This is a genomic window from Streptomyces sp. WAC 06738, assembly GCF_003945505.1.
Classification (GTDB): Bacteria; Actinomycetota; Actinomycetes; order Streptomycetales; family Streptomycetaceae; genus Streptomyces.
In genome coordinates this window covers 650,504-671,753 of record NZ_CP029618.1, presented here as the reverse complement: position 1 = coordinate 671,753, position 21,250 = coordinate 650,504, and the positions used below count along the sequence as shown (strand labels likewise).

Below are 21,250 nucleotides of genomic sequence, written 5' to 3'. Positions count from 1 at the left end.
CGCTGCGGCGAGCAGTCCGCGGCCAGGGAGAGGGGGAAGCGGTGACCGTCGTGAAAGACGAACCCGTCGCCGTGGCGTACGGCCCGGAGGAGCCCGCGGGCTCCGGGCGCGGCGAGCGGCTGAGCGCCCTCGCGCAGCAGCACGGCGCGCTGGTCGCGCTCGTCGCCATCGCCGCCGTCGCCTCGCTGTCCTTCGACTCCTTCGCCACCACCGGCAACATCGAGAACATGGCGGTCTCCTCCGCCTTCCTCGCCATCGTCGCCCTCGGGATGACCTTCGTCATCATCACCGGAGGCATCGACCTCTCCGTCGGCTCGGTCTTCGTGCTCGGCGGCGTGCTCGCCGCCTGGGGCTCACGCCACGGCACCCTGGTGGCGCTGCTGCTGCCCCTCGCCGTGTGCGGACTCTTCGGCCTGGTCAACGGGTTGCTCATCGCCCGGCTCCGGCTTGCGCCGTTCATCGTCACGCTCGCCGCCATGCTCGGCGCCCGCGGCGTGATGCTGTCCCTCACCGACGAGGGCGCCGACACCTACCTGGTCGCCGAGGGCTCGTTCTTCGCCGACCTCGGCCAGGGCAAGCTGCTCGGCATCGGCGTCCCGGTGTGGATCACCGCGGCGCTCTTCGTCGCCGGCGGCATCCTGCTCCGCCGCACCCGCTTCGGCCAGCACGTCTACGCCGTCGGCGGCAACGAGGACGCCGCCGCGCTGATGGGCGCGCCCGTGGCCCGTACCAAGACGCTGGTCTACACCCTCAACGGGCTGCTCGCCGGCTTCGCCGGCGCGCTCAACGCCGCCTGGCTCGACTCCGGCGTGACCATCCTCGGCTACGGCATGGAGCTGGAGGCGATCGCCGCGGTCGTCATCGGCGGCACGCTGCTCTCCGGCGGCATGGGCTTCGTCGGCGGCTCGCTCGTCGGCGTGCTGCTGCTGAAGGTGATCCAGAACGTCATCAACCAGATCGGCTCGCTCGACTCCGCCTACCAGCAGGTCGTCAGCGGCGGCTTCCTGGTGGTCGTCGTCATCGCGCAGACCTGGCTCGCCCGGCGCCGCCGGGCCCCCTGACCGGCCGCAGGGCGACCGGGCGGGTTGGCCCGGCGGCCGAACGGCGGCCGGCCGCGGCCCGAGCCGCGGCCGGCCGTCGGCACCGGTCTGGACCAGTGCCGCCGTGCAGATGGGCGGCAGCCGGGCTGACGTGCAACTTTCGTGCCCCTGGGAGGGATTGACGGGTACGTGACCGAGTCGGTACCCCTGTTACGCACCGCACGCGCACGTCCTCGTCCCGACCCCCTGAGGAGTCCCGTTGCCTCCCACCCCAGCCACCCGCCTCCGGGTGAACCTGCGAAGACGACCCTGGGCGACGGCCGCCGTCGCCGCCGGCCTGCTGCTGCCGCTCACCTCGGCGTCCCTCCCGGCCGCCGCCGGCGGCGGCGAGGACGCGGCGGCGCCCGCGACCCGGCAGGCGGCGTACGCCGCGGCGGCCGACGAGTACGGCGTGCCGGAGAGCGTGCTGCTCGGCGTGTCGTACCTGGAGTCCCGCTGGGACACCCACGCCGGCGAGCCGAGCACCGACGCCGGCTACGGCCCCATGCACCTGACCGACGCGCCCACGGTGCTCGCCGAGGACCACCACGGCGGCACCGCCGAGGACCCGCGGGGCGACACCGAACGGCCCGTCGGCGACGAGACGTTCGGCCCCGCGCTCACCACGCTGTACGCGGCCGCCGAGCTGACCGGCACCGACGCGGCGACGCTGCGCGCGAAGCCCGCGGAGAACATCGCCGGCGGCGCCGCGCTGCTGGCCGCGTACCAGGAGGACCTGGGCGCGCCGGCCTCGGCCGACCCGGCCGACTGGTACGGCGCGGTGGCGAAGTACGCGGGCGCCGCGTACGAGCAGGACGCGGCGGCGTTCGCCGACGAGGTCTACGCGACCATCCGCGACGGCGCCGCCCGCACCACCGACGACGGCCACGCCGTCCGGCTGGCCGCCGACCCGTCCGTGGCGCCGCGGCAGCGGTGGCTCGGCGAACTCGGCCTGCCGCGGCTGGCGGACGAGGAAGTGGAGTGCCCGGACCGGCTCGGCTGCGAGTGGATCCCGGCGACGTACCGCCAGACCAACCCGGACAACATCCAGGCGTACGTCAACCACGACAAGGCCGACCGGCCGCGCGACCAGAAGATCGAGTACATCGTCATCCACGACACCGAGGGCCGCTACCCGGGTGTCATCAACATGGTCCAGGACCCCAAGCGCGCGGCGAGCTGGCAGTACACGCTGCGCAGCTCCGACGGCCACATCGCCCAGCACGTCAAGCACAAGGACGTCGCCTGGCAGGCGGGCAACTGGAACATCAACGCCAAGTCCATCGGCCTGGAGCACGAGGGCTTCGCCAAGGACCAGGGCACCTGGTACACCGAGGCGATGATGCGCAGCTCGGCGACGCTGGTGCGCTACCTGGCGGCCAGGTACGACATCCCGCTGGACCGCACGCACATCATCGGCCACGACAACGTGCCCGGCACCACCACGCCGAACATCGCCGGCATGCACTGGGACCCGGGCCCGTACTGGGACTGGGAGCGCTACTTCGAGCTGCTGAAGGCCCCGCTGCGCAGCCCGGGCGGGTTCTCGAAGTCGATGGTGATGATCAAGCCGGACTTCGCGGAGAACAAGCCGCAGTTCACCGGCTGCAGCTACGAGGAGGGCTCCGACCCGAAGGAGCCGTGCCCGCTCGCGCCGTCGTCGTCGGTGATCCTGCACGCGCAGCCCGACGCGGACTCGCCGCTGCTCGCGGACATCGGTCTGCACCCCGACGGCCGGGCCTCCGACATGCACGTCTCGGACATCGGCAGCCGGGCCTCGGCCGGGCAGACGTACGCGGTGGCCGAGCGCAAGGGCGACTGGGTGGCGATCTGGTACCACGGACTCAAGGGCTGGTTCCACAACCCCGCGGGCGCGCGGGTCGCCGACTACACCGCCGGGAAGATCGTCACGCCCAAGCCGGGCAAGGAGTCGGTGCCGGTCTACGGCCGGGCGTACCCGGAACAGGCCGCGTACCCGCCGGAGATCCCGTACCAGCCGATCTCGGCGCACCCGTACGAGTTCAAGGCGGGCCAGGCGTACTCCTACGGCGGCACCGTCCCCGGCGAGTACTACCGCGCCGTGACCTTCGACGGCTCCGCGCCCGGGGACCGCACGGTGGTCCGCGGCAAGACGAAGTACCACATCATCCAGATCGGGCACCGCATCGGCTTCGTCAACGCCGATGACGTGACCGTGCGCCGGGTCCTCTGACCCCTCGCGCACCGCGGCGCCGCCGGTCCCATGCCCGGCGGCGCCGCTCGCGTGCGCGCCCCGCGGTCCGCGGCGCCCCGCGTGCCCACCGCGTCAGTCGCAGTCCATACGGTCGCCGGGGGCGACCCGGCCGGTCCAGTCGAAGCCGCCGCGCGGGCCCCGCTCGTCGCCCGGCGCCAGCGTGCGGTCGGCTGCCAGCCGCCGGAACATCGCGCGGGCGCGCTCGTCGTTCCACTTCACGGCCGAGCCCCACTCGCCCGCCGGGTGGCTGATGCTCTCCAGTGGCACGGTCGCGAACTCCACGTCCCGCAGCCGCAGATGCCGCGCCTGCCGGCCCAGCGCCAGCATGTCGGCGACGCTCGTGCGCGGGCCCGGGCGCAGCCCGCCGGCCACCTCGCCGGCGAGCGCCTCCAGCCGCGGTGGATCCGCCAGGGTGCCCGCTGCCAGGTGCCGTCCGGCGATGCCGGCGACCAGCCGCTGCTGGCGGCGTACGCGGTCGATGTCGCCGTGCCCGCTGTGCCGGGTGCGGACGTACCGCAGCGCCCCGGCGCCGTCGAGGTGGTGCTTCCCTGGTTCGAGGTCGATGCCCGAGTTCTTGTCGCGCATCGGCTCCTTCGTGCACACCGGTGCGCCGCCCAGTGCGTCGACCGCCTGGACGAAACCCTTGAAGCGCGCTTGCAGGTAGTGGTCGATGTCCAGCCCGGTGGCGCGCTCGACGGTGCGCGTCAGCAGTTCCGGACCGCCCTGCCGCAGGGCGGCGTTGATCTTGCCGGAGTGGGCGATGGGTCCCGCGCCGTCGTCGCGCGGCGCGAACGGGACGTAGGAGTCGCGGGGGAGGCTGACGACGCTCGCGCGCCGGCCGTCCGCCGACAGGTGCACGACCATGACGACGTCGGCGCACCGGCAGGCCGTGCCGCCCGCGTGCCACCGGCTCTTCTCCTCCGCCGTCAGCCCGGCGCGCGAGTCGCTGCCGACGACCAGGACGTCGGTGCCCGTGCGGCCCGGCGCGGGCGCGGTGGCGAGCGCCCAGCCGTAGCCGGAGGCGGCGAGCACGGCCAGGCAGGCGCCGCCGGTGAGGGCGCGGGAGAGCGGGGGGAGCGCCATGGGGGGTCCTTCCCGGTGGGGTACGGGACACCGGATGCTACGGGGAGGAATGACCCGGATTATCCGTAAAGACTGCCGTGTCCCGTCCGGGGCCACCCGGTCGACGCAAGGAGCGGGGCCGCTCCTTCCGGCATCCCGTCGCTGACCTCGGCGGACCATGCGCCGCCGGGTGCCCGCGGAGTGGACTCCTCATTGCGCCATGCACCGATCATGGGTTCTAATTGCGAACTGTTCGCAATAACAGTGGACCTTCAACAGGGGAGTGGGCATGTCAGTCCGCGGCATACGCGCAGCGGTCTCGGTCACGGCGGCAGCGGCGGTGCTCGCGGGGGCCGCCGCCTGCTCGAACCCGGACGCCGACGACGACTCCGGCGGCTCCGGCGGGGACGGCGCCACCGCCGTCATCGGCGTCGCCAACGAGCCCGACACCCTCAGCCCGCTCCTCGGCTACGGCAAGGACGGCAACTCCAAGATCTTCGACGGCCTCCTCGCCCGCGACGGCGACATGGAGCTGAAGCCCGCCCTCGCCCGCGCGCTGCCCGAGATCACCGACGGCGGCACCACGTACACGTACGAGCTGCGCGACGACGTGACGTTCAGCGACGGCGAGCCCTTCACCGCCGCCGACGTCGTCTTCACCTACGAGACCATCCTCGACCCCGGCACCAACAACGCCTCCAAGGGCGACCTGGAAGCGGTCGAGAGCGTCGAGGCCAAGGGGGACGACACCGTCGTCTTCACCCTGAAGTACCCCTACGCGCCCTTCGCCGAGCGCACCGTGCTGCCCATCGCGCCCGAGCACGTCGCCGGCAAGGGCGACGTCAACACCGGAGCGTTCAACACCGAGCCCATCGGCACGGGACCGTACGTCCTGGACGGCTGGCGCAAGGGCGAGAAGCTCACCTTCTCCGCCAACCCCGGCTACTGGGGCGGCAAGCCGAAGGTGAAGAAGCTGACCATGGCGATCATCGCCGACGACGACATCCGCGCCACCCGGCTGCGCTCCGGCGACCTCGACGGCGCCATCCTGCCGCCGAACCTCGCCAAGACCTTCGCCGAGGACGACGACAAGCAGACGCTGGCCGCCACCACCGCCGACCACCGCGCCGTCACCCTGCCCACCGACAACCCGGTCACGGGTGACATCGCCATCCGCCGCGCCCTCGACGTGGCCGTCGACCGCGGCGCGATGGTCGACAAGCTGCTGGAGGGCCGGGGCAAGGCCGCGTACGGTCCCGTGCCCACCGACAGCGAGTGGTTCGCCGAGGGCACCGAGCGCCCCTACGACACCGGGCTGGCCGAGAAGATCCTCGACGACGCCGGCTGGCGCGCGGAGGACGGCGGCATCCGCGAGAAGGACGGGCAGCGCGCCTCGTTCACCCTCTACTACCCCTCCGGCGACAAGCTCCGCCAGGAGCACGCCCTCGCCTTCGCCGGCGACGCCAAGAAGGTCGGCATCGAGGCCAAGGTGGAGAGCGGCACGTGGGAGGTCATCGAGCCGCGGATGGGCGAGGACGCCGTGCTCGCCGGCGGCGGCAGCCCCGCCGACCCCGACTTCGACCTCTACCCGATGCTCTTCTCCGAGCTGGCCGGCCAGGGCTTCAACAACATGGCCTCGTACGAGAACCAGGACGTCGACACCGCCCTCGTCGAGGGCCGGGAGAGCGGCGACAAGGCCGAGCGCAAGCGGGCGTACGACAAGGTGCAGCAGGAACTCAGCGAGAACCCGGGCTACGTCTTCCTCACCCACATCGACCACATCTACGTCGTCGCCGACACCTGGCGCGGCCTGACCACCCAGGCCGAGCCGCACGAGCACGGCTTCGGCAGTGGTCCCTGGTGGAACGTCGAGAGCTGGCAGCCCGCGTCGTGACCGGGCTGCCGCTGGCCCCGATGGCGCGGATGGCCGGGCGGCGGCTGCTGTACGCCGTCCCCGTCCTGCTGGCCGTCACCTTCGGGGTGTTCGCCATCGCCGCCGCCTCGCCGTTCGACCCGGTGAAGGCGTATGCGGGCACCGCCGGGTTCAGCGCCTCCGAGGAGGCGCTGGACCAGCTCCGCGACAGCCTCGGCGCCGACGACCCGTTCGTCACCCGCTGGTGGGACTGGCTGACCGCCGTCGTCACCGGCGACCTCGGCCAGTCGACCAGCATGCGCCAGCCGGTCGCCGACGTCATCGGCGAGCGCATCGGCTGGACGGTGCTGCTCTGCGCGGTCGCGTTCGCCGTCGCCATCGTCGCCGGCACGCTCCTCGGCGTGCTCGCCGCCCGCCGCCGCGGCGGGCCGCTCGACCGGGCGGTCACCTCCCTCGCGTACGCGCTGGAGGCGGCGCCGCCGTTCTGGCTCGGGCTGCTCGCCGTCTGGCTCTTCGCGCTCCGGCTCGACGCGCTGCCGGCCGGCGGACTCACCGACACCGGCACGGACGTCGTCACCTTCGGGCAGGTCGCCGAGCACGTGCTGCTGCCCGCGTCGGTGCTCGCGGTCTCGCAGATGCCGTGGTTCGTCCTCTACGTCCGCCAGGGCGTCGGCGACGCGCTCGACGAGGACCCCGTGCGCGGCGCCCGCTCCCGCGGGCTCGCCGAGCGCACCGTGCTGCTGGGGCACGCGCTGCGCTCCGGGCTACTGCCCGTGCTCACCCTGATCGGCACCCGGGTGCCGGAGCTGATCACCGGTGCGCTGCTCATCGAGACCGTCTTCAGCTGGCCGGGCATCGCCGCGGCCACCGTCGAGGCCGCCACGTCCGTCGACTTCCCGCTGCTCGCCGCGCTGACCGTGCTGGCGACGGCGGCGGTGCTCCTCGGCAACCTGCTGTCCGACCTGTTGTACGGACTCGCCGACCCGAGAGTGGGCTTCGATGGCTGAGGCACCCGAGGCACCTGAAGCACCTGAGGCACCGCGGGCGGTACGGAAGCCGGGCGCGTCCGCCGCCGGGCCGCCGGATGCGACCCCCTGGCGCACCCGCGGCACCGGCCGCACGCCGGTGCGCGCGCTGCGCGTCCGCACCTCCGCGGCGGTCGTCGCGCTCGCCGTGCTGGCGGTGCTCGTCATACCGCCGCTGGTCCAGCTCGACCAGCAGGCCGTCGACATCGGCAACAAGCTCGCCGCCCCGTCCCTCTCCCACCTCTTCGGCACCGACGACGTCGGCCGCGACGTGCTGCTGCGCTGCGTCTACGGGCTGCGCGTCTCGCTGCTCGTCGGGGTGGTCGCCGCGCTCGTCGCCACCGTCGTCGGCACCGCGATCGGGGCGCTGGCCGGCGCGCTCGGCGGGCACGTCGACCGGGCCGTGATGCGGCTCGTGGACGTCTTCGCCTCCGTACCGCACCTGCTGCTCGGCATCTTCATCGTCGCGCTCTTCCAGCCCGGGGTGTGGCCGGTCGTCGCTTCCGTCGGGCTGACGCACTGGGTGTCGACCTGCCGCATCGTGCGCGCCGAGGTGCTGTCGCTGCGCGGCCGGCCGTTCGTGGACGCGGCCGTCTCCGGCGGCGCCTCGCGCACCCGGGTCGCGATCCGCCACCTCGTGCCCGGAGTGCTGCCGCAGGCGGGGCTCGCGGCGGTGCTGATGGTGCCGCACGCCATCTGGCACGAGTCCGCGCTGTCGTTCCTCGGCCTCGGGCTGCCGCCGCACCAGGCGAGCCTGGGCGCGATGGTCCAGGGGGCGCGCGGGTCGCTGCTGGCGGGGGACTGGTGGCCCACGCTCTTCCCCGGCCTGTTCATCATCATCCCGACCCTCGCCGTCGCCGGCCTGGCCGGCGCGTGGCGGGAGCGGCTGAACCCGCGCCGCCGATCGGAGCTGACGCTGTGACGGACCGCACGGATCACCGGCTTCACGACAACCATGCCGGCAGCGCTGACCACGACGTCCACGAGGACCGCGAGGACCGCGCCGCCGCGCCGCTGCTGGTCCTCGACCGGATGTCGGTGCGCTTCCGGATGCCCCGCGGCCGGTACGTCGCGGCCGTCACCGACGTCTCCCTCACCCTCGCCCCCGGCGAGTGCGTCGCCCTCGTCGGTGAGAGCGGCTGCGGCAAGTCCGTCCTCGCCTCGGCGCTCCTCGGGCTGCTGCCCGGGAACGCCGAGACCGCGGGCACCGCGCACCTCGGCGAACTGGAGCTGCTGGGCGCAGGGGAGGCGGAGCTGGCCCGCCGGGTACGGGGCCGCCGCGTCGGCCTCATCCCGCAGTCCCCCGCGGCGCACCTCACGCCCGTCAGGACCGTGCGCTCCCAGCTCCAGGAAGTCGTCAGGGAGCTGACGGACACCCGCAAGGCCGGGCTGCGCGCGGCCGCGGAAGAGGCCGCGGAGCGGGCCGCGTTCCCCGCCGACCACCTCGACCGCTACCCGCACGAACTCTCCGGCGGCCTCGCCCAGCGCGCCGCCACCGCCCTCGCCCTCGTCGGCGGCCCGCCGCTGCTCCTCGCCGACGAGCCGACCACCGGGCTCGACCGCGACCTCGTCGAGCGCACCGTCGACGAACTGCGCCGCCAGGTCGACGGCGGGCACGGGCTGTTGATGATCACCCACGACCTGGCCGCCGCGGAGCGGATCGCCGACCGGGTGGCGGTGATGTACGCCGGGCGGATCGTCGAACTCGCCGGCGCCGCCGCCTTCTTCGGTGCCCCCGGGCCCCGGCACCCGTACGCCCGCGGCCTCCTCGACGCCCTCCCGGAACGCGCCTTCACGCCGATCCCGGGGCTGCCGCCGGAGCTGGGCGCGCTGCCGCCGGGCTGCGCGTTCGCGCCGCGGTGCTCGTACGCGACGGCCGCCTGCGCGACGGTGCCCACCCTGACGGCGGGGGCGGCCTGCCACCACCCGCTGGCCGCGGCGACCGTACCGCCGGAGAAGCCCGCGAGCGCCGGGCCGGCGCAGGTGCCGGCGCCACGGACAGGAGAGCCGGGATCACCGCAGCCGGAGGCCGCCGATGCCCGCTGAAGCCCCGCCCCCGCTGCAACTCCGCGCCGTCACCGCCGGATACGACCGCCGCGCCCCCGTCGTCCGCGACGTCTCCTTCACCCTCGCGCCCGGCGAGGCCGCCGGGCTCCTCGGCCCCAGCGGCTGCGGCAAGTCCACCCTCGCCCGCGTCGCCGCGCTGCTGCACCGCCCGGACGCGGGCGAGGTGCTGCTCGACGGCGTGCCCGTACGCGGCTGGCGCCACCGCGCCCCCCGCGCGCAGCGCACCGCCTTCGGCGTCGTCTTCCAGCAGCCCCGCCTCGCCGCCGACCCCCGGCTGACGCTGGCCGCCCTCATCGGCGAGCCGCTGCGCGCCACCGGCCGCCGCGCGGAGGCTCAGGACCGTACAGAGGAACTGGCCGCACTCGTCGGCCTCACCCCCGACCTGCTCGCCCGCCGGCCGCACGAGGTCAGCGACGGCCAGCTCCAACGCGCCTGCCTCGCCCGCGCGCTGGCGCTGCGCCCCCGGATCCTGGTGTGCGACGAGATGACGGCGATGCTCGACGCCTCCACCACCGCGGCCCTCGTCGCGGCGGTGGAGGACTACCGCCGCACCTCGGGTGCCGCGCTGCTGGCCGTGGGGCACGACCGGACGCTGCTGGAGCGCTGGTGCGACCGCACCGTCGCCTGGGAGGAACTGGCCCCGGGGGCGAAGCCCGCGCCGAGTGGCCGATTGCTTTCGCAGGGACGGACGGTGCGTGAAGGCGCCGTTACGGACAGCCCAGCAGATCGGCCAGGCCGGTGAAGTCCCGCGCCGCGACATCGGCCGGCACGTCCGCGTCCGCCCCGCCTCCCGGACCCTTCTCCAGCGGGCGGGAGACGAACGCCGTCCTGAGCCCCGCGCCGCGCGCGCCCGCCAGGTCCCAGCCGTGGCACGCCACCATCAGCAGCTCGCCCGGCGCCACGTCCAGCAGCCGCGCGGCCGTCAGATACGGCGCCGGGTCCGGCTTGTAGAGCTGCGCCAGCTCGGCGGAGAGGATGCAGTCGAACGGCAGCCCCGCCGCCTTCACCAGGTGGGTCAGCAGCGCGAAGCCGCCGTTGGAGAGCGCCGCCACCACGTACCGGCCGCGCAGCCGCGCCAGACCCGCGGCCGCGTCGTCCCAGGCGGGCAGCCGGTGCCAGGCGCGTACCAGCTCGGCGCGGTCGGCGTCGTCGAAGGCGGCGCCGACGCCGTGGCGTTCGAGCAGTTCGTCCAGCGACTCGCGGTGCAGCACGTCGAGATACGCCCACCCCCGCTCGCCGCCGTTGACCCGGCCCATCGACGGCAGGTACATCTCCCGCCACTCGTCGGCGAAGCCGGCGCCGTCCAGCTCCACGCCGCGCCGCGCCGCCAGGTGCGCCACCTGCTCCGCGACGCCCGTGCGCCAGTCGACGGTGGTGCCGAAGACGTCGAACGCGAGGGCCCGTACCGACCCCGGATCGAACTCCGCTTCCGTCACGCGCTTCCCGCCTTCCGTCCCACGCCGCCGAAGAGGTCGAGCGGCTCCGGCTCCCCGCCGCCCTCCGGCCGCCACCGCGGGCACGACACGACACCGGGCGCCACCAGTTCCAGGCCGGTGAAGAAACCTTCTATCTCCTCCGGCGTGCGCAGCACGTACGGCACCGCGCCGCTCCTGTTGTACGCGTCCTGTGCCCGCCTGGCCTCCGGGCGCACCACGCCCGTCCCGTCGTTGAGCGCCAGATGGCTGCCCGCGGGCAGCGCGCCGACCAGCCGCGTCACGATCCGGCGCGCCTCGTCGTAGTCCGCGACGTGCCCCAGGATCCCGCTGAGGATGAGCCCCACCGGCTCGTCGAAGTCCAGCGTCTTCGCCGCGCTCGCCAGCACCGCGTCCGGGTCCTGCACGTCGGCGTTCACGTAGTCGCACATCCCGGTCGGCCGGGAGACCAGCAGGGCGCGGGCGTGCGCGAGGACCATCGGGTCGTTGTCGACGTAGACGACCCGCGCCGACGGGTCCACCGCCTGCGCCACCTCGTGCGTGTTCTGGGCCGTCGGCAGCCCGGTGCCGACGTCGAGGAACTGGCGGATCCCGGCCTCGGCCGCGAGGTAGCGCAGGGTGCGGGCGAGGAAGGCCCGGGAGGCGCGGGCGACGTCGACGATGGCGGGCGAGGCCCGCACGTACGCCTCGCCGGCGAGCCGGTCGACACGGTAGTTGTCGCTGCCGCCGAGCCAGAAGTTCCAGATACGCGCCGACTGCGGCACGGTGGTGTCTATCACCGGCGCTCTTCCGCCGTCATCTGCGTCCCCCATCAGATCTCTCCCACCAGCAGTCGTGCTTGAAGCCACACAAAGTAGTCCAACGGCCCGTGCACCGTAAGCGATCCGGCCACCCGGGCGCACGTCAGTGCGGTCGCCGCGGGCGCGGCCGTGGGATCATCCGGGTCCATGAGGCTGGACGGCGTCGGGCGGCGCTACGGCAGACGCGGCCCCTGGGTGCTGCGCGGGGTCGACCTGCGGGTGCCGGCGGGCGCGCTCGTACGCGTCGAAGGAGCCAACGGCGGCGGCAAGTCGACGCTGCTGCGGCTGCTGGCCGGCATCGACCTGCCCAGCGCCGGGCGCGTCGAGGACCGCCCCGCGCGCACGGCGTACGTGCCGGAGCGCTTCCCCGCCGCCCTGCCGCTGACGGCGCTCGGCTACCTGACGCACCTGGGCCGGGTGCAGGGGCTCCGCGGTGCCGAGGCGCGGCGGCGGGCGGGGGAGTGGCTGGAGCGGTTCGGGGCGGGGGAGTCGGCGCGTACGCCGCTGGACGAACTGTCGAAGGGCGGTAGCCAGAAGGTCGCGGTGGCGCAGGCGTTCCTCGCGGAGCCGGAGCTGCTGGTGCTCGACGAGGCGTGGACCGGGCTGGACACGGGCGCCCGGGCGGAGCTGGACGCGGCGGTGGCCGAGCGGCTGGCGGCGGGCGGGGCGGTGGTGTTCGTCGACCACGACCCGCGGCGGCTGGCGGACGTGCCGTACGCCGCCTACCGCGCCGGCGGCGGGCGGGTCGTCGCCCGGGCCGCGGGCGGAGCCCCGGCGGTGGTGGTCGAGGCGGTCGGGCCGCCGGGCGCGCGCGTGCCCGGCGACCTGCCGGGGGCGCCGCTCTGCGAGGAACTGCCCGGCGGCGGCTGCCGGCTGACGGTGCCCGCCGCGCACTCCGACGCCCTGCTGCGGGTGCTGCTGGGCACACGCCCCGGCTGGCACATCCGCGGCGTGCGCCCCCTGCCGTACGCGCGGGAGGAGGACCCGGCGCCGTGACCGCGCTCGTGCGCTACCAACTCGCCCTGCTCGCCAGGTCGCACCGCTGGCTGCCGCCCCTGCTGGTGTACGCGGCGGCCGTGGCCGTCGGCGTCCAGCCCGGGCAGGCGGTGCTGGACTCGCTCGGGGTGGCCGCGGCGGCGGTGCTGCCGGTCGCCGCGTGGCTGGTGCGGGTCTGCACCGGCATGGAGCCGCCCGCCGCACGGGCCTGCCTGGCCGCGGCCGCGGGCCCGGCGCGGGCCCATCTGGCAAGCCTGGCCGCGGCGTTCGCGGCGGCGTCCGCGCTGGGTGCGGCGGGCGTGGCCTACGTCGTGCTCGTCAGCGACGCGCACGGTTCCGACCGGGCCTCGGAGACCGCCGTCCCGGTCGCGGCGGCGGCGGGCGCGGGACTGCTCGCGACGCTGACCTGCGCGCTGCTGGGGACGGCGGTGGGCGCGCTGTGCAACCGGCCGCTGCTGCGCAGCCGGGCCTGGACGGTGCCGGCGACGCTCGCCGGCGCGGGGGCGGTGCTGGTGGCGGCCGGCTCCCCGGCGAACGCCGCGGTGACCGGCCTGGTCAGCGGCTCCCGCGCGGCGGAGGTGCCGCTGCCGCTGCTGCCCCTGGCGGGTGCCGCCGTCGCGGCGGCGGTGACCGCGGCACTGGCGGCGGCGCTGAGCGCCCGGCGCTGACCGGCCGCCGGCCCTCACACCACCCGCAGCCGCACCGGCGCCTGCGCGGCCGGCTCCGGCAGCCGCAGCGGCCGGGCGCCGGGGGTGATCGAGCCCAGCAGCGCCGCCTCGCGCGCGCCCGTCGCCGACGGGACGGACGCCGGCAGCCCGCACACCGTCAGAAAGCCCAGCAGCGCGAAGAGATACCCCTCCTTGCCCTGCGACGACAGCCCGTGGTCCTCCATCCGCGACACCCGCGCCGGCGCGCACAGCTCCGCCAGCCGCGCCATCAGCGCCGGGTTGCGCACCCCGCCGCCGGAGACGACCAGCTCCTCGACCCCGTACTCCCGGCACGCCGCCGCGGCCAGCTCCGCGGTGAGCTCCGTGACGGTGGCCACCAGGTCGTCCAGCGCGGTCCTCGCGCCCGCCGCGGCCGCCTGCTCGCGCAGGTACGCCCCGTGGAAGAGCTCCTTGCCCGTCGACTTGGGCGCCGGCAGCGCGTAGTACGGCTCGGCCAGCAGCCGGCGCAGCAGCTCCCGGTCCACCGTGCCGCGCCGCGCCCGCGCGCCGTCGGTGTCCATCGTCTCCGCGCCGCCGGTGCCGTCGGCCACGGCCGCGTCGATGAGCGCGTTGGCGGGGCCCAGGTCGTACGCGACGACCTCGCCGGCGCCGCCGCGGACCGTGATGTTGGCGATGCCGCCGAGGTTCAGTGCCCCGCGCCGCGGTCCCGGGCCTTCGCCGAGGAGGAGCAGCGCGTCGAGGGTGGAGGCCAGCGGGGCGCCCTGGCCGCCGCGGGCGATGTCACGCGTGCGGACGTCGGAGACCACCGGCAGCCCGGTGGCCTCGGCGATCCAGGCGGCGCCGCCGAGCTGGAGGGTGCCGCGGGCGCGCCGGCCCTCGACCCAGTGGTAGACGGTCTGGCCGTGCGAGACCACGAGGTCCGCCTGCCCGCCCGCGACCGCGTCGACCGCCTCGGCGGCCACCCGGCCGAAGAACCGGCCCAGTTCGGTGTCGAGCCGGCAGACCTCCGCCATCGTCGTCGCGGCCGGGGGCAGGCAGGCGGCGACGGCGCGGCGCAGCTCGCCGGGGAACGGGGCGCTGTGCAGGCCGCGGGGGTGCAGGAGCAGTTCGTCGCCGGCCAGGCGCAGGTCGCAGACGGCGGCGTCCACGGCGTCGTACGAGGTGCCGCTGAGGAGGCCGACGACGGTGAGCGCGGGTGCGGGGTGCGGGTGGGTCATCGGGCCATTGTCGTCGGCGCGTTCACGGGGGTGCGGGCGGCGTACGGCGGTGGCGTGGAGGTCGCAGGCCCGGCGGCCGGGGGCCGTCCTTGCGCAGAGGCGCGGCGACGGGCCTGCGACCCCGCTCGGCCAGAACTATACATTTCGGGCATTCTGCCGCAAGAAGAAGCGCGGCCCGACTTGTCGGGCCGTCCGCTGAAATTTCACTGCAAGCCCATTGACGTCGGCCGCGGTCGGCCGTCAAGCTCTCTCCACTGCGTGTTAACGATAACACGAGCGACCAAGGGAGCCGCCCGATGTCAGGTCGTCATCCGCCGATCCCCCCACCACCCGCCGACCCCCGCACGACCATCCCCCGCCCCGGCCGCTTCGACCGCCGTACCCTGCTCCGGGTCTCCGCGGCCGGGGCGGCCGCCACCGCCACCGGAGGACTGGCCGCCGCCTGCGGCAGCGCCGCGGGGCAGGGCCCCGGCAAGGTCGCCATCCACGGCGACAACGCCACCTGGGAGGCGCCGCTGCAGGCAGCCGGGAAGGCACTCAAGGCCACCGCAGGACTGCAGCTCGTCCCCGAGGTCATCCCGTCCCTCGAGTCCTTCGAGCAGATCGTCAAGTCCTCGCTCCGCACGAACAAGACCCCCGACCTGCTCAAGTACTGGTCCGGCTACCGGCTGCGCGACCTCGCGCGCACCGGCGGCATCGAGGACCTGTCCGAGCAGTGGGAGTCCGCCGAGTCCCAGGGCTGGGTCGACCCCTCGCTGCGCGAGGCGTTCACCTACGGCGGTCGTGTCTACGGGCTGCCGATGAACCTCGCCTACTGGGTGATCTTCTACAACCCCGAGGTCTTCGCGGAGCACCGCCTGGAGAAGCCCGAGACCTGGGACGACTTCCTCACCGCCTGCACCCGGCTGAAGGACAACGGCATCACCCCGCTGCACGGCACCACGGCCGGCCGCTGGCCCGCGTTCATCTGGTTCCAGGAGATCCTGAGCCGTCAGGATCCCCAGTTCTACGACGACCTGATGAACGGGCGCGAGCGCTACACCGACCCGCGCGCCGAACGGGCGCTGCGCACGATCGCCGGCTTCTTCGACAAGAACTGGTTCACCAGCATGGACGTGGACCACAACAACGCCGCCGCCGCCGTCGTCCACGGCGACATCGGGATGGTCGCCTGCGGCACGTGGCTGGGCGGAGTCTTCGCCGGGGCCGGTGCCAAGCCCGGCAAGACCGTCGACGCCTTCGTCCTGCCCATGGCCGACCCGGCGGCGCGCCCCTGCGTGATCTTCGAGTCCAGCGCCTTCGCGGTCACGGTGAAGGGCCCGGACAAGGAGGAGGCGCTGAAGGCCGCCGGCGGCTGGCTGCACCCCGAGGTCGCCACCGCCTTCGCCCACGGCCTCTCCGACGGCAGCCCCAACCCGAAGGTCGAGCCCGCCAACGCGGTCATCGAGGGCGTCACCCGCCAGTCGAAGGACCTCTGGCTGCTCAACCGGTTCTGGGAACAGGGCCCGCCCGAACTCGTCGAGTCCACCGTGGACGACCTCGCGGGCATGCTCATCGATCCGCACTCGTACCGCAGCGGGCTGCGGACCATGCAGGAGCGCGCCGACGAGGCGTGGAAGGTGTGGCGGGAGGCGGAGAAGTCATGACCGACACCGTGGGCACGGCGGACGCCGCCAAGCCCGTACGCGTCCGCCGCCGCATACCCGTGCGCACCCCGCACCAGGCCGCGAGGAACACGTCCACCCGCCGCCTGGGAGGACCGTTCGCCGGCGTCCCCTGGGCGCTGCCCGCGCTCGCCCTCGTCGGCGTGCTGCTCCTCTATCCCTTCCTCCGCAGCATCTACGGCAGCTTCTTCGAGGACAACGGCTTCACCAGCAGCTTCACCGGCGTCGACAACTACACCCGGCTCGCCGAGGACCCGATCTTCGGCCGCTCGCTGCTCAACACCTTCATGTGGGTCGCCGGCACCCTGCTGCTGCCCGTCGTCGCCGGCCTCGCCATCGCGGTGGCCACCCACCGGATGCGCCGCTTCGGCGGCCTCGCCCAGCTCGTCATCGTGCTGCCGTTCGCGATCTCCGGCGCCGCCACCGCCGCGCTGTGGCGCTTCATGCTCACCACCGACGGCGCGGTCAACGAGATCCTGCGCGGCGTCGGCCTCGACTCCTGGGCGCAGAGCTGGCTGCTGGAGTGGCCGCAGAACACCCTCTCGATGATCGTCGCCAGCACCTGGCAGGCCACGGGACTGAACGTCGTCCTCTTCGCCATCGGCCTGCGCGCCATCCCGCGCGAGACGATCGAGGCCGCCGAGCTGGACGGCGCCACCGGCTGGCGGATGTTCCGCCACATCACGCTGCCGCAGTTGCGCGCCGTGACGGTCGTGGTCGTCGGCATGGCCATCGTCAACAGCCTCAAGGCGTTCGACATGATCTGGGTCCTCACCCAGGGCGGTCCCTCGCGCAGCTCCGAGACGCTGGCGCTGACCATGTACCGCGAGGCGTTCCGCCTCTTCCACGTCGGGTACGGCTCCGCCATCGCGCTCGTGCTCTCCGTGATCGTCGTCGCTTCCTCCTGGCTGTACCTCCGCCGCCAGATGCCCGGTGCCAAGGACTGAGAGGAGACACCGACATGGGACGCCACATGCGCAACCTCTTCGTCGCCGGCTGCGTGCTGCTCTGGCTGCTGCCGCTCTACCTGCTGATCGTCAACGCCCTCACTCCCGCCGAGGAGTACACGGGCTCCGTCGACTGGACCCCGCAGGGCTTCGCGATCTTCGACAACCTCAAGACCGCCTGGGTCGACGCCGGCATCGGCGACGGCTTCGCCAGCTCGATGCTGTACGCCGTCGTCTGCGGCGCGGTGGCCGTGGTGGTCGCGGCGATGGCCGCGTTCGCCGTCATCGTGCTGCCGATACCCAGGCCCGCCCTGTGGTTCTGGGCGATCTTCTCCGGGACGCTCTTCCCGCTGCAGATGTTCCTGGCCCCGCTCTTCGGCATGTACGCCGACGCCAACCTCTACGACACCCGCCTGGGCCTGATGCTCGTCTACGCGGCCTGGGCCATCCCCTTCGCGTTCTTCCTCATCCGCAACCAGATGACGACGATGCCGCCGGAGATCACCGAGGCCGCGATGCTCGACGGCGCATCCATGCGCCGCATCTTCTGGCGCATCCACGTGCCGCTGATGCGCTCCGGGCTGGGCGCCGCGTTCATCTTCCAGTTCACCGCCGTCTGGAACGACCTGCTGTTCGGCATCACGCTCAGCCGCAGCCCCGAGATCCAGCCGGTGATGGCCGCCCTCAACTCCCTCAACCAGGCGTACAGCTCGGCCGGGCCGCCGGTGATCCTCGCCGGCGCGTTCATCGTCTCGCTGCCCACGCTGCTGGTCTTCCTGGTGTTCCGCGGCCTCTTCCTCCGCGGCATCACCGCATCCGCCCGCTGACCGCCCGCCCGCCGACCCATCCGCCCGCCGACCCCTGCCCGGCCCACGAACCCGCCCGCTTCACCGCCCGCGCCGCCGCGGGAGAGTACGGAGACCACCGCATGACCACTCGGGCCCTCGTCAAGACCACCGACTGGGACAACGACCGCATCCGCGACAGCCTGCGCAGCAGCGTCGTCACCGCCGAGGGCAGCCTCGCCGGCACCGCCCTGCGCCTCACCCAGGAGCCGCTGCTCAAGCACGCCGAGGGCGGCGGGCTGCTGCAGAGCCTGCGCGTCGAGGCCGCCGGCGGCCCCCTGCCCGCCGAACTGGCCGCCGGTTCCTCCACCGCCTTCGTCGTACGCACCGAGTCCGGCACGGCGCTGCCCGCCGTGCCGGAAGCGGGCCCCGGCGGGTCCGTACGCCTGCTGCTGCCCGCCGTCGACACCGCCACCCGCGTCACCGTCGGCCTCGCCGCCGACCCCGGTGCCGGTGACGACGCCGGCATCGGCCTGACCCTCACCCCGCAGCGGCAGTGGACCCTCCACCTCGTCCACCACTCCCACCTCGACATCGGCTACACCGACCCCCAGGGCCGCGTCCTCGCCGAGCACCTGTCCTTCCTCGACTCCTGCCTGGAGCTGACCCGCGCCACCGACGACTGGCCCGCCGAGTCCCGGTTCCGCTGGTGCGTGGAGTCCCTCTGGTCCTTCCGGCAGTGGGCCGACGCCCGCCCCGCCGAGCAGGTCGACGAGTTCGTACGGCGCGTCCGCGAGGGCCGCATCGAGCTGACCGCCATGCCGTTCAACCTCCACACCGAGACCTGCTCCACCGACGAGTTGCACGAACTGCTGCGGCTCGCCGACGAGGTGCGCGACGAGCACGGCGTCGAGTTCACCTCCGCGATGCAGACCGACGTGCCCGGCGCCGTCGTCGGCCTCGTGGACGCGCTCGCCGCCGCCGGCGTCAAGTACCTGTCCGTGGCGCACAACTGGGCCGGCCGGTCCGTGCCCCACCTCGTCGGCGGCGAGAAGCTGCCCCGGCTCTTCCGGTGGCGCGCGCCCAGCGGCAACAGCATCCTCGTCTGGGTCACCGACACCCCGCACGGCCTGGCCTACATGGAGGGCCCGCTGCTCGGCTTCGACACCGACTACGACAGCGTCGACGACCTGCTGCCCGCCTATCTGACGTCGCTGGCCAGCAACCCGTACCCGTACCGCGGCGGGATCTTCGGCTGGGCCATGGACCAGGCCGACGTCAAGCGCGAGCCGTACCCGTGGGACATCCTGCACCTGCGCGTGCAGGGCAAGTTCGGCGACAACGCGCCGCCGCGGCGGATCATCGCCGACACCGTCCGCCGCTGGAACGAGACCTGGGCCTACCCGCAGCTCCGGCTCTCCCGCAACGAGGACTTCTTCACCGACGCCGAGGCCCGCCTCGGCGACGAGATCCGCACCTTCGAGGGCGACTGGACCGACTGGTGGGTCGACGGCGTCGGCTCCGGCGCCCGCCCGCTCTCCCTGGCCCGCACCGCGCAGGCCACCGTCGCCGACGCGCAGACCCTCGGCACCTTCGCCGGCATCCTGGGCGCCACGGGCGCCGCCGACGACAGCAGGGACGCGGCCCCCGTCTACGAGGCCGTGTCCCTCTTCGACGAGCACACCTGGGGCGCCGGCGACCCCTGGACCCACGGCGACCACGGCGGCCACAGCGGCGAGGAGCAGTGGCACTGGAAGTACGGGCAGGCGCTGCGTGCGTACGACGACGGCAACTCGCTCCTCGACCGGGCCCGCGCCCGCCTCGGCCAGCGGCTCGCCGGCGCGCCCGACGCCGTGTCGTACCACGTCGTCAACACCTGCTCCTGGGCCCGCACCGACGTCGTGCGGATCTTCCTGCCGGAGAGCAGCGTGCCGCTGGAGCAGCGCGTCGCCGTCCGCGACGCCCGCACCGGCGAGAAGCTGCGGCACGAGGAGCAGGCGCAGGTGAACGACGACCACCGGGACGCGGGCCGGTTCCTGCTGGTGTGCGTCGCCGACGTGCCGCCCGCCGGCTCCGTACGCCTCGACGTCGTCGCCGAAGGCGCCGGCGACGGGACCGGCGACGGCGAGGGCACCGTCCTGAAGGCCGCCACCGGCTGGAACCCCACCGGCGGCTCCGAGAAGGAGGACCCCGCGGAGACCGCCGCCGCCGCGCACGCCCAGGCCGACCCCACGCTGCTGGAGAACGAGGCCCTCGCGGTCCGCGTCGACCTCGCCCGCGCCTGCATCGCCTCCGTCGTCGACAAGACCACGGGACGCGAACTCGTCCGGGGCGCCGATGCGGGCGCAGCCGCCGGCTTCAACGCCTACATCCACGACAGCTACACCACCGCCGGCGGCTTCAACCACAACTCCAGCCGCACCACCGGCTCCGAGCGTCTGGAGCACCTCGGCAACCGCTCCGTCGCCCCGCCCGCCGCGCTCATCGCGCGCACGTCCACCGCCACCGGCGAGACCCTCACCTACGAGACCCGCCCCGCCGGCGCCAACCGGGTGCGCACGACGCTCACGCTGCCGCACGGCGCCGCCCGCCTCGACATCGAGAACCGCGTCGACAAGGACGCCACCCTCGGCAAGGAGAGCGCCTATTTCGCGTTCCCCTTCGCCTTCGAGACGCCCACCGTGCGGATGGAGGCCACCGGCGGCGCCACCGGCACCGGCCTGTCCGTCATCCCCGGCTCCGCGCGGCACATGCGGGCCGTACGCCGCTGGGTGACGCTCGCCGACGACGGGCTCGCCGTCGCCTGGGCCACCCAGGATGCGCCGCTGGTACAGTTCGGGAACATCGCGCTGCCATATGCGCCGTTCCCGAAGACGCTGGGCGAGGACGAGCCCGCCACCGTCTTCTCCTGGATCCACAACAACCTGTGGGACACCAACTTCCCCAGCGAGCAGGGCTTCGAGTTCACCTTCCGCTACAGCCTCGCCTGCGGTACGGACGACGCCGCCCCGCACGGCTCCCTCGGCGCCCGCACCGCCGCGGGCCTCAGCCGCCCGCTGCACGCCGTACGGGCCCGCGCCCCGCACGCCGAGGGCCCCGAGGTCTCCGACGGGCTGGCGTTCGCCGAGGTCGGCGACCCGCGGGTGCGGCTCGTCGGCGCCACCACCCCCGGTGGCGAAGCCGGCGAAGGCGCCGTGCTGCTGCGGCTGCAGTCCTTCGCCGAGGAGCCCGTGGCCTGTCCCGTACGCGCCCTCTTCCCCGTCACCGGGGCCGGGCTCGCCGACTACCTCGGCCGCCCGGGAGACGACCTGCCGGTAACGGACGGGGAGGTCACCGTCGACCTCCCCGCCCTCGGCACGACCGCGGTGCTCTTCCGGCGCCGCTGAACCACATCCGAAGGA

At 74.2% G+C, this 21,250-nt stretch carries 17 protein-coding genes; 13 read left to right on the top strand and 4 right to left on the bottom strand.

The window, feature by feature from the left end; all coding sequences use genetic code 11:
* Positions 1 to 41: 41 nt before the first annotated feature.
* Together DMB38_RS02620 and DMB38_RS02615 are read left to right on the top strand one after the other, a co-directional pair.
* Positions 42 to 1,061 carry an ABC transporter permease gene (locus tag DMB38_RS02620; RefSeq protein WP_125933778.1) on the top strand — a complete coding sequence of 340 codons (1,020 nt, stop codon included), beginning with the start codon at positions 42 to 44 and terminating at the stop codon, positions 1,059 to 1,061.
* Between the two features lie 238 nt (positions 1,062 to 1,299).
* Positions 1,300 to 3,291: an N-acetylmuramoyl-L-alanine amidase gene (locus DMB38_RS02615; RefSeq protein WP_125933777.1), complete on the top strand. Its 1,992-nt coding sequence runs from the start codon at positions 1,300 to 1,302 to the stop codon at positions 3,289 to 3,291.
* Positions 3,292 to 3,384: 93 nt separating this feature from the next.
* Here DMB38_RS02615 and DMB38_RS02610 read toward each other — a convergent pair whose 3' ends face one another.
* Positions 3,385 to 4,395 (bottom strand): LCP family protein, encoded by a 1,011-nt coding sequence (locus tag DMB38_RS02610; protein WP_125933776.1) that lies wholly within the window; start codon positions 4,393 to 4,395, stop codon positions 3,385 to 3,387.
* A 268-nt stretch (positions 4,396 to 4,663) separates the two neighbouring features.
* Here DMB38_RS02610 and DMB38_RS02605 point away from each other — a divergent pair, with 268 nt between their 5' ends.
* The 5 genes from DMB38_RS02605 to DMB38_RS02585 all read left to right on the top strand — a co-directional run bounded on the left by DMB38_RS02605 (position 4,664) and on the right by DMB38_RS02585 (position 10,081).
* Positions 4,664 to 6,268: an ABC transporter substrate-binding protein gene (locus tag DMB38_RS02605; RefSeq protein WP_125933775.1), complete on the top strand. Its 1,605-nt coding sequence runs from the start codon at positions 4,664 to 4,666 to the stop codon at positions 6,266 to 6,268.
* 20 nt (positions 6,269 to 6,288) lie between these two features.
* Positions 6,289 to 7,254 (top strand): ABC transporter permease, encoded by a 966-nt coding sequence (locus DMB38_RS02600; protein ID WP_206337795.1) that lies wholly within the window; start codon positions 6,289 to 6,291, stop codon positions 7,252 to 7,254.
* Complete coding sequence (locus DMB38_RS02595; RefSeq protein WP_125933774.1) at positions 7,247 to 8,194, top strand: ABC transporter permease; 948 nt, start codon at positions 7,247 to 7,249, stop codon at positions 8,192 to 8,194. Before DMB38_RS02600 ends, DMB38_RS02595 begins: the two co-directional genes overlap by 8 nt.
* A 110-nt stretch (positions 8,195 to 8,304) precedes the next feature.
* Positions 8,305 to 9,318, top strand: coding sequence for an ABC transporter ATP-binding protein (locus DMB38_RS02590; RefSeq protein ID WP_125938770.1), 1,014 nt, complete (start codon positions 8,305 to 8,307; stop codon positions 9,316 to 9,318).
* Positions 9,308 to 10,081 (top strand): ATP-binding cassette domain-containing protein, encoded by a 774-nt coding sequence (locus DMB38_RS02585; RefSeq protein WP_125933773.1) that lies wholly within the window; start codon positions 9,308 to 9,310, stop codon positions 10,079 to 10,081. The genes DMB38_RS02590 and DMB38_RS02585 overlap by 11 nt, the downstream gene beginning before the upstream one ends.
* Here DMB38_RS02585 and DMB38_RS02580 read toward each other — a convergent pair.
* Both DMB38_RS02580 and DMB38_RS02575 read right to left on the bottom strand, forming a co-directional pair.
* Positions 10,047 to 10,775: a haloacid dehalogenase type II gene (locus DMB38_RS02580; protein ID WP_125933772.1), complete on the bottom strand. Its 729-nt coding sequence runs from the start codon at positions 10,773 to 10,775 to the stop codon at positions 10,047 to 10,049. The two genes, DMB38_RS02585 and DMB38_RS02580, sit on opposite strands and share 35 nt — an antisense overlap.
* A complete protein-coding gene (locus DMB38_RS02575; protein WP_164715913.1) occupies positions 10,772 to 11,584 on the bottom strand; it encodes an SAM-dependent methyltransferase in 813 nt (270 codons plus the stop codon). The genes DMB38_RS02580 and DMB38_RS02575 overlap by 4 nt, the downstream gene beginning before the upstream one ends.
* Before the next feature lie 135 nt (positions 11,585 to 11,719).
* Here DMB38_RS02575 and DMB38_RS02570 point away from each other — a divergent pair, with 135 nt between their 5' ends.
* Both DMB38_RS02570 and DMB38_RS02565 read left to right on the top strand, forming a co-directional pair.
* The gene (locus tag DMB38_RS02570; RefSeq protein ID WP_206337625.1) at positions 11,720 to 12,568 is read left to right on the top strand and encodes an ATP-binding cassette domain-containing protein; all 849 of its coding nucleotides are present in this window, start codon (positions 11,720 to 11,722) and stop codon (positions 12,566 to 12,568) included.
* Positions 12,565 to 13,236 carry an ABC transporter gene (locus DMB38_RS02565; protein WP_125933771.1) on the top strand — a complete coding sequence of 224 codons (672 nt, stop codon included), beginning with the start codon at positions 12,565 to 12,567 and terminating at the stop codon, positions 13,234 to 13,236. Before DMB38_RS02570 ends, DMB38_RS02565 begins: the two co-directional genes overlap by 4 nt.
* A 14-nt stretch (positions 13,237 to 13,250) precedes the next feature.
* On the opposite strand, the gene DMB38_RS02560 is transcribed toward DMB38_RS02565, so the two are convergent.
* Positions 13,251 to 14,453, bottom strand: coding sequence for an anhydro-N-acetylmuramic acid kinase (locus DMB38_RS02560; RefSeq protein WP_125933770.1), 1,203 nt, complete (start codon positions 14,451 to 14,453; stop codon positions 13,251 to 13,253).
* Positions 14,454 to 14,749: 296 nt separating this feature from the next.
* On the opposite strand from DMB38_RS02560, the gene DMB38_RS02555 reads away from it, so the two are divergent.
* The 4 genes from DMB38_RS02555 (at position 14,750) to DMB38_RS02540 (ending at position 21,235) form a co-directional block, all read left to right on the top strand.
* Entirely contained in the window at positions 14,750 to 16,099 is a 1,350-nt protein-coding gene (locus DMB38_RS02555; RefSeq protein WP_125933769.1) for an extracellular solute-binding protein, read from the top strand.
* Positions 16,096 to 17,064 (top strand): sugar ABC transporter permease, encoded by a 969-nt coding sequence (locus DMB38_RS02550; protein ID WP_047014596.1) that lies wholly within the window; start codon positions 16,096 to 16,098, stop codon positions 17,062 to 17,064. The genes DMB38_RS02555 and DMB38_RS02550 overlap by 4 nt, the downstream gene beginning before the upstream one ends.
* 14 nt (positions 17,065 to 17,078) lie before the next feature.
* Complete coding sequence (locus DMB38_RS02545) at positions 17,079 to 17,891, top strand: carbohydrate ABC transporter permease (RefSeq protein ID WP_047014595.1); 813 nt, start codon at positions 17,079 to 17,081, stop codon at positions 17,889 to 17,891.
* Positions 17,892 to 17,992: 101 nt separating this feature from the next.
* A complete protein-coding gene (locus DMB38_RS02540; RefSeq protein WP_125933768.1) occupies positions 17,993 to 21,235 on the top strand; it encodes a glycoside hydrolase family 38 C-terminal domain-containing protein in 3,243 nt (1,080 codons plus the stop codon).
* Positions 21,236 to 21,250: the final 15 nt, after the last annotated feature.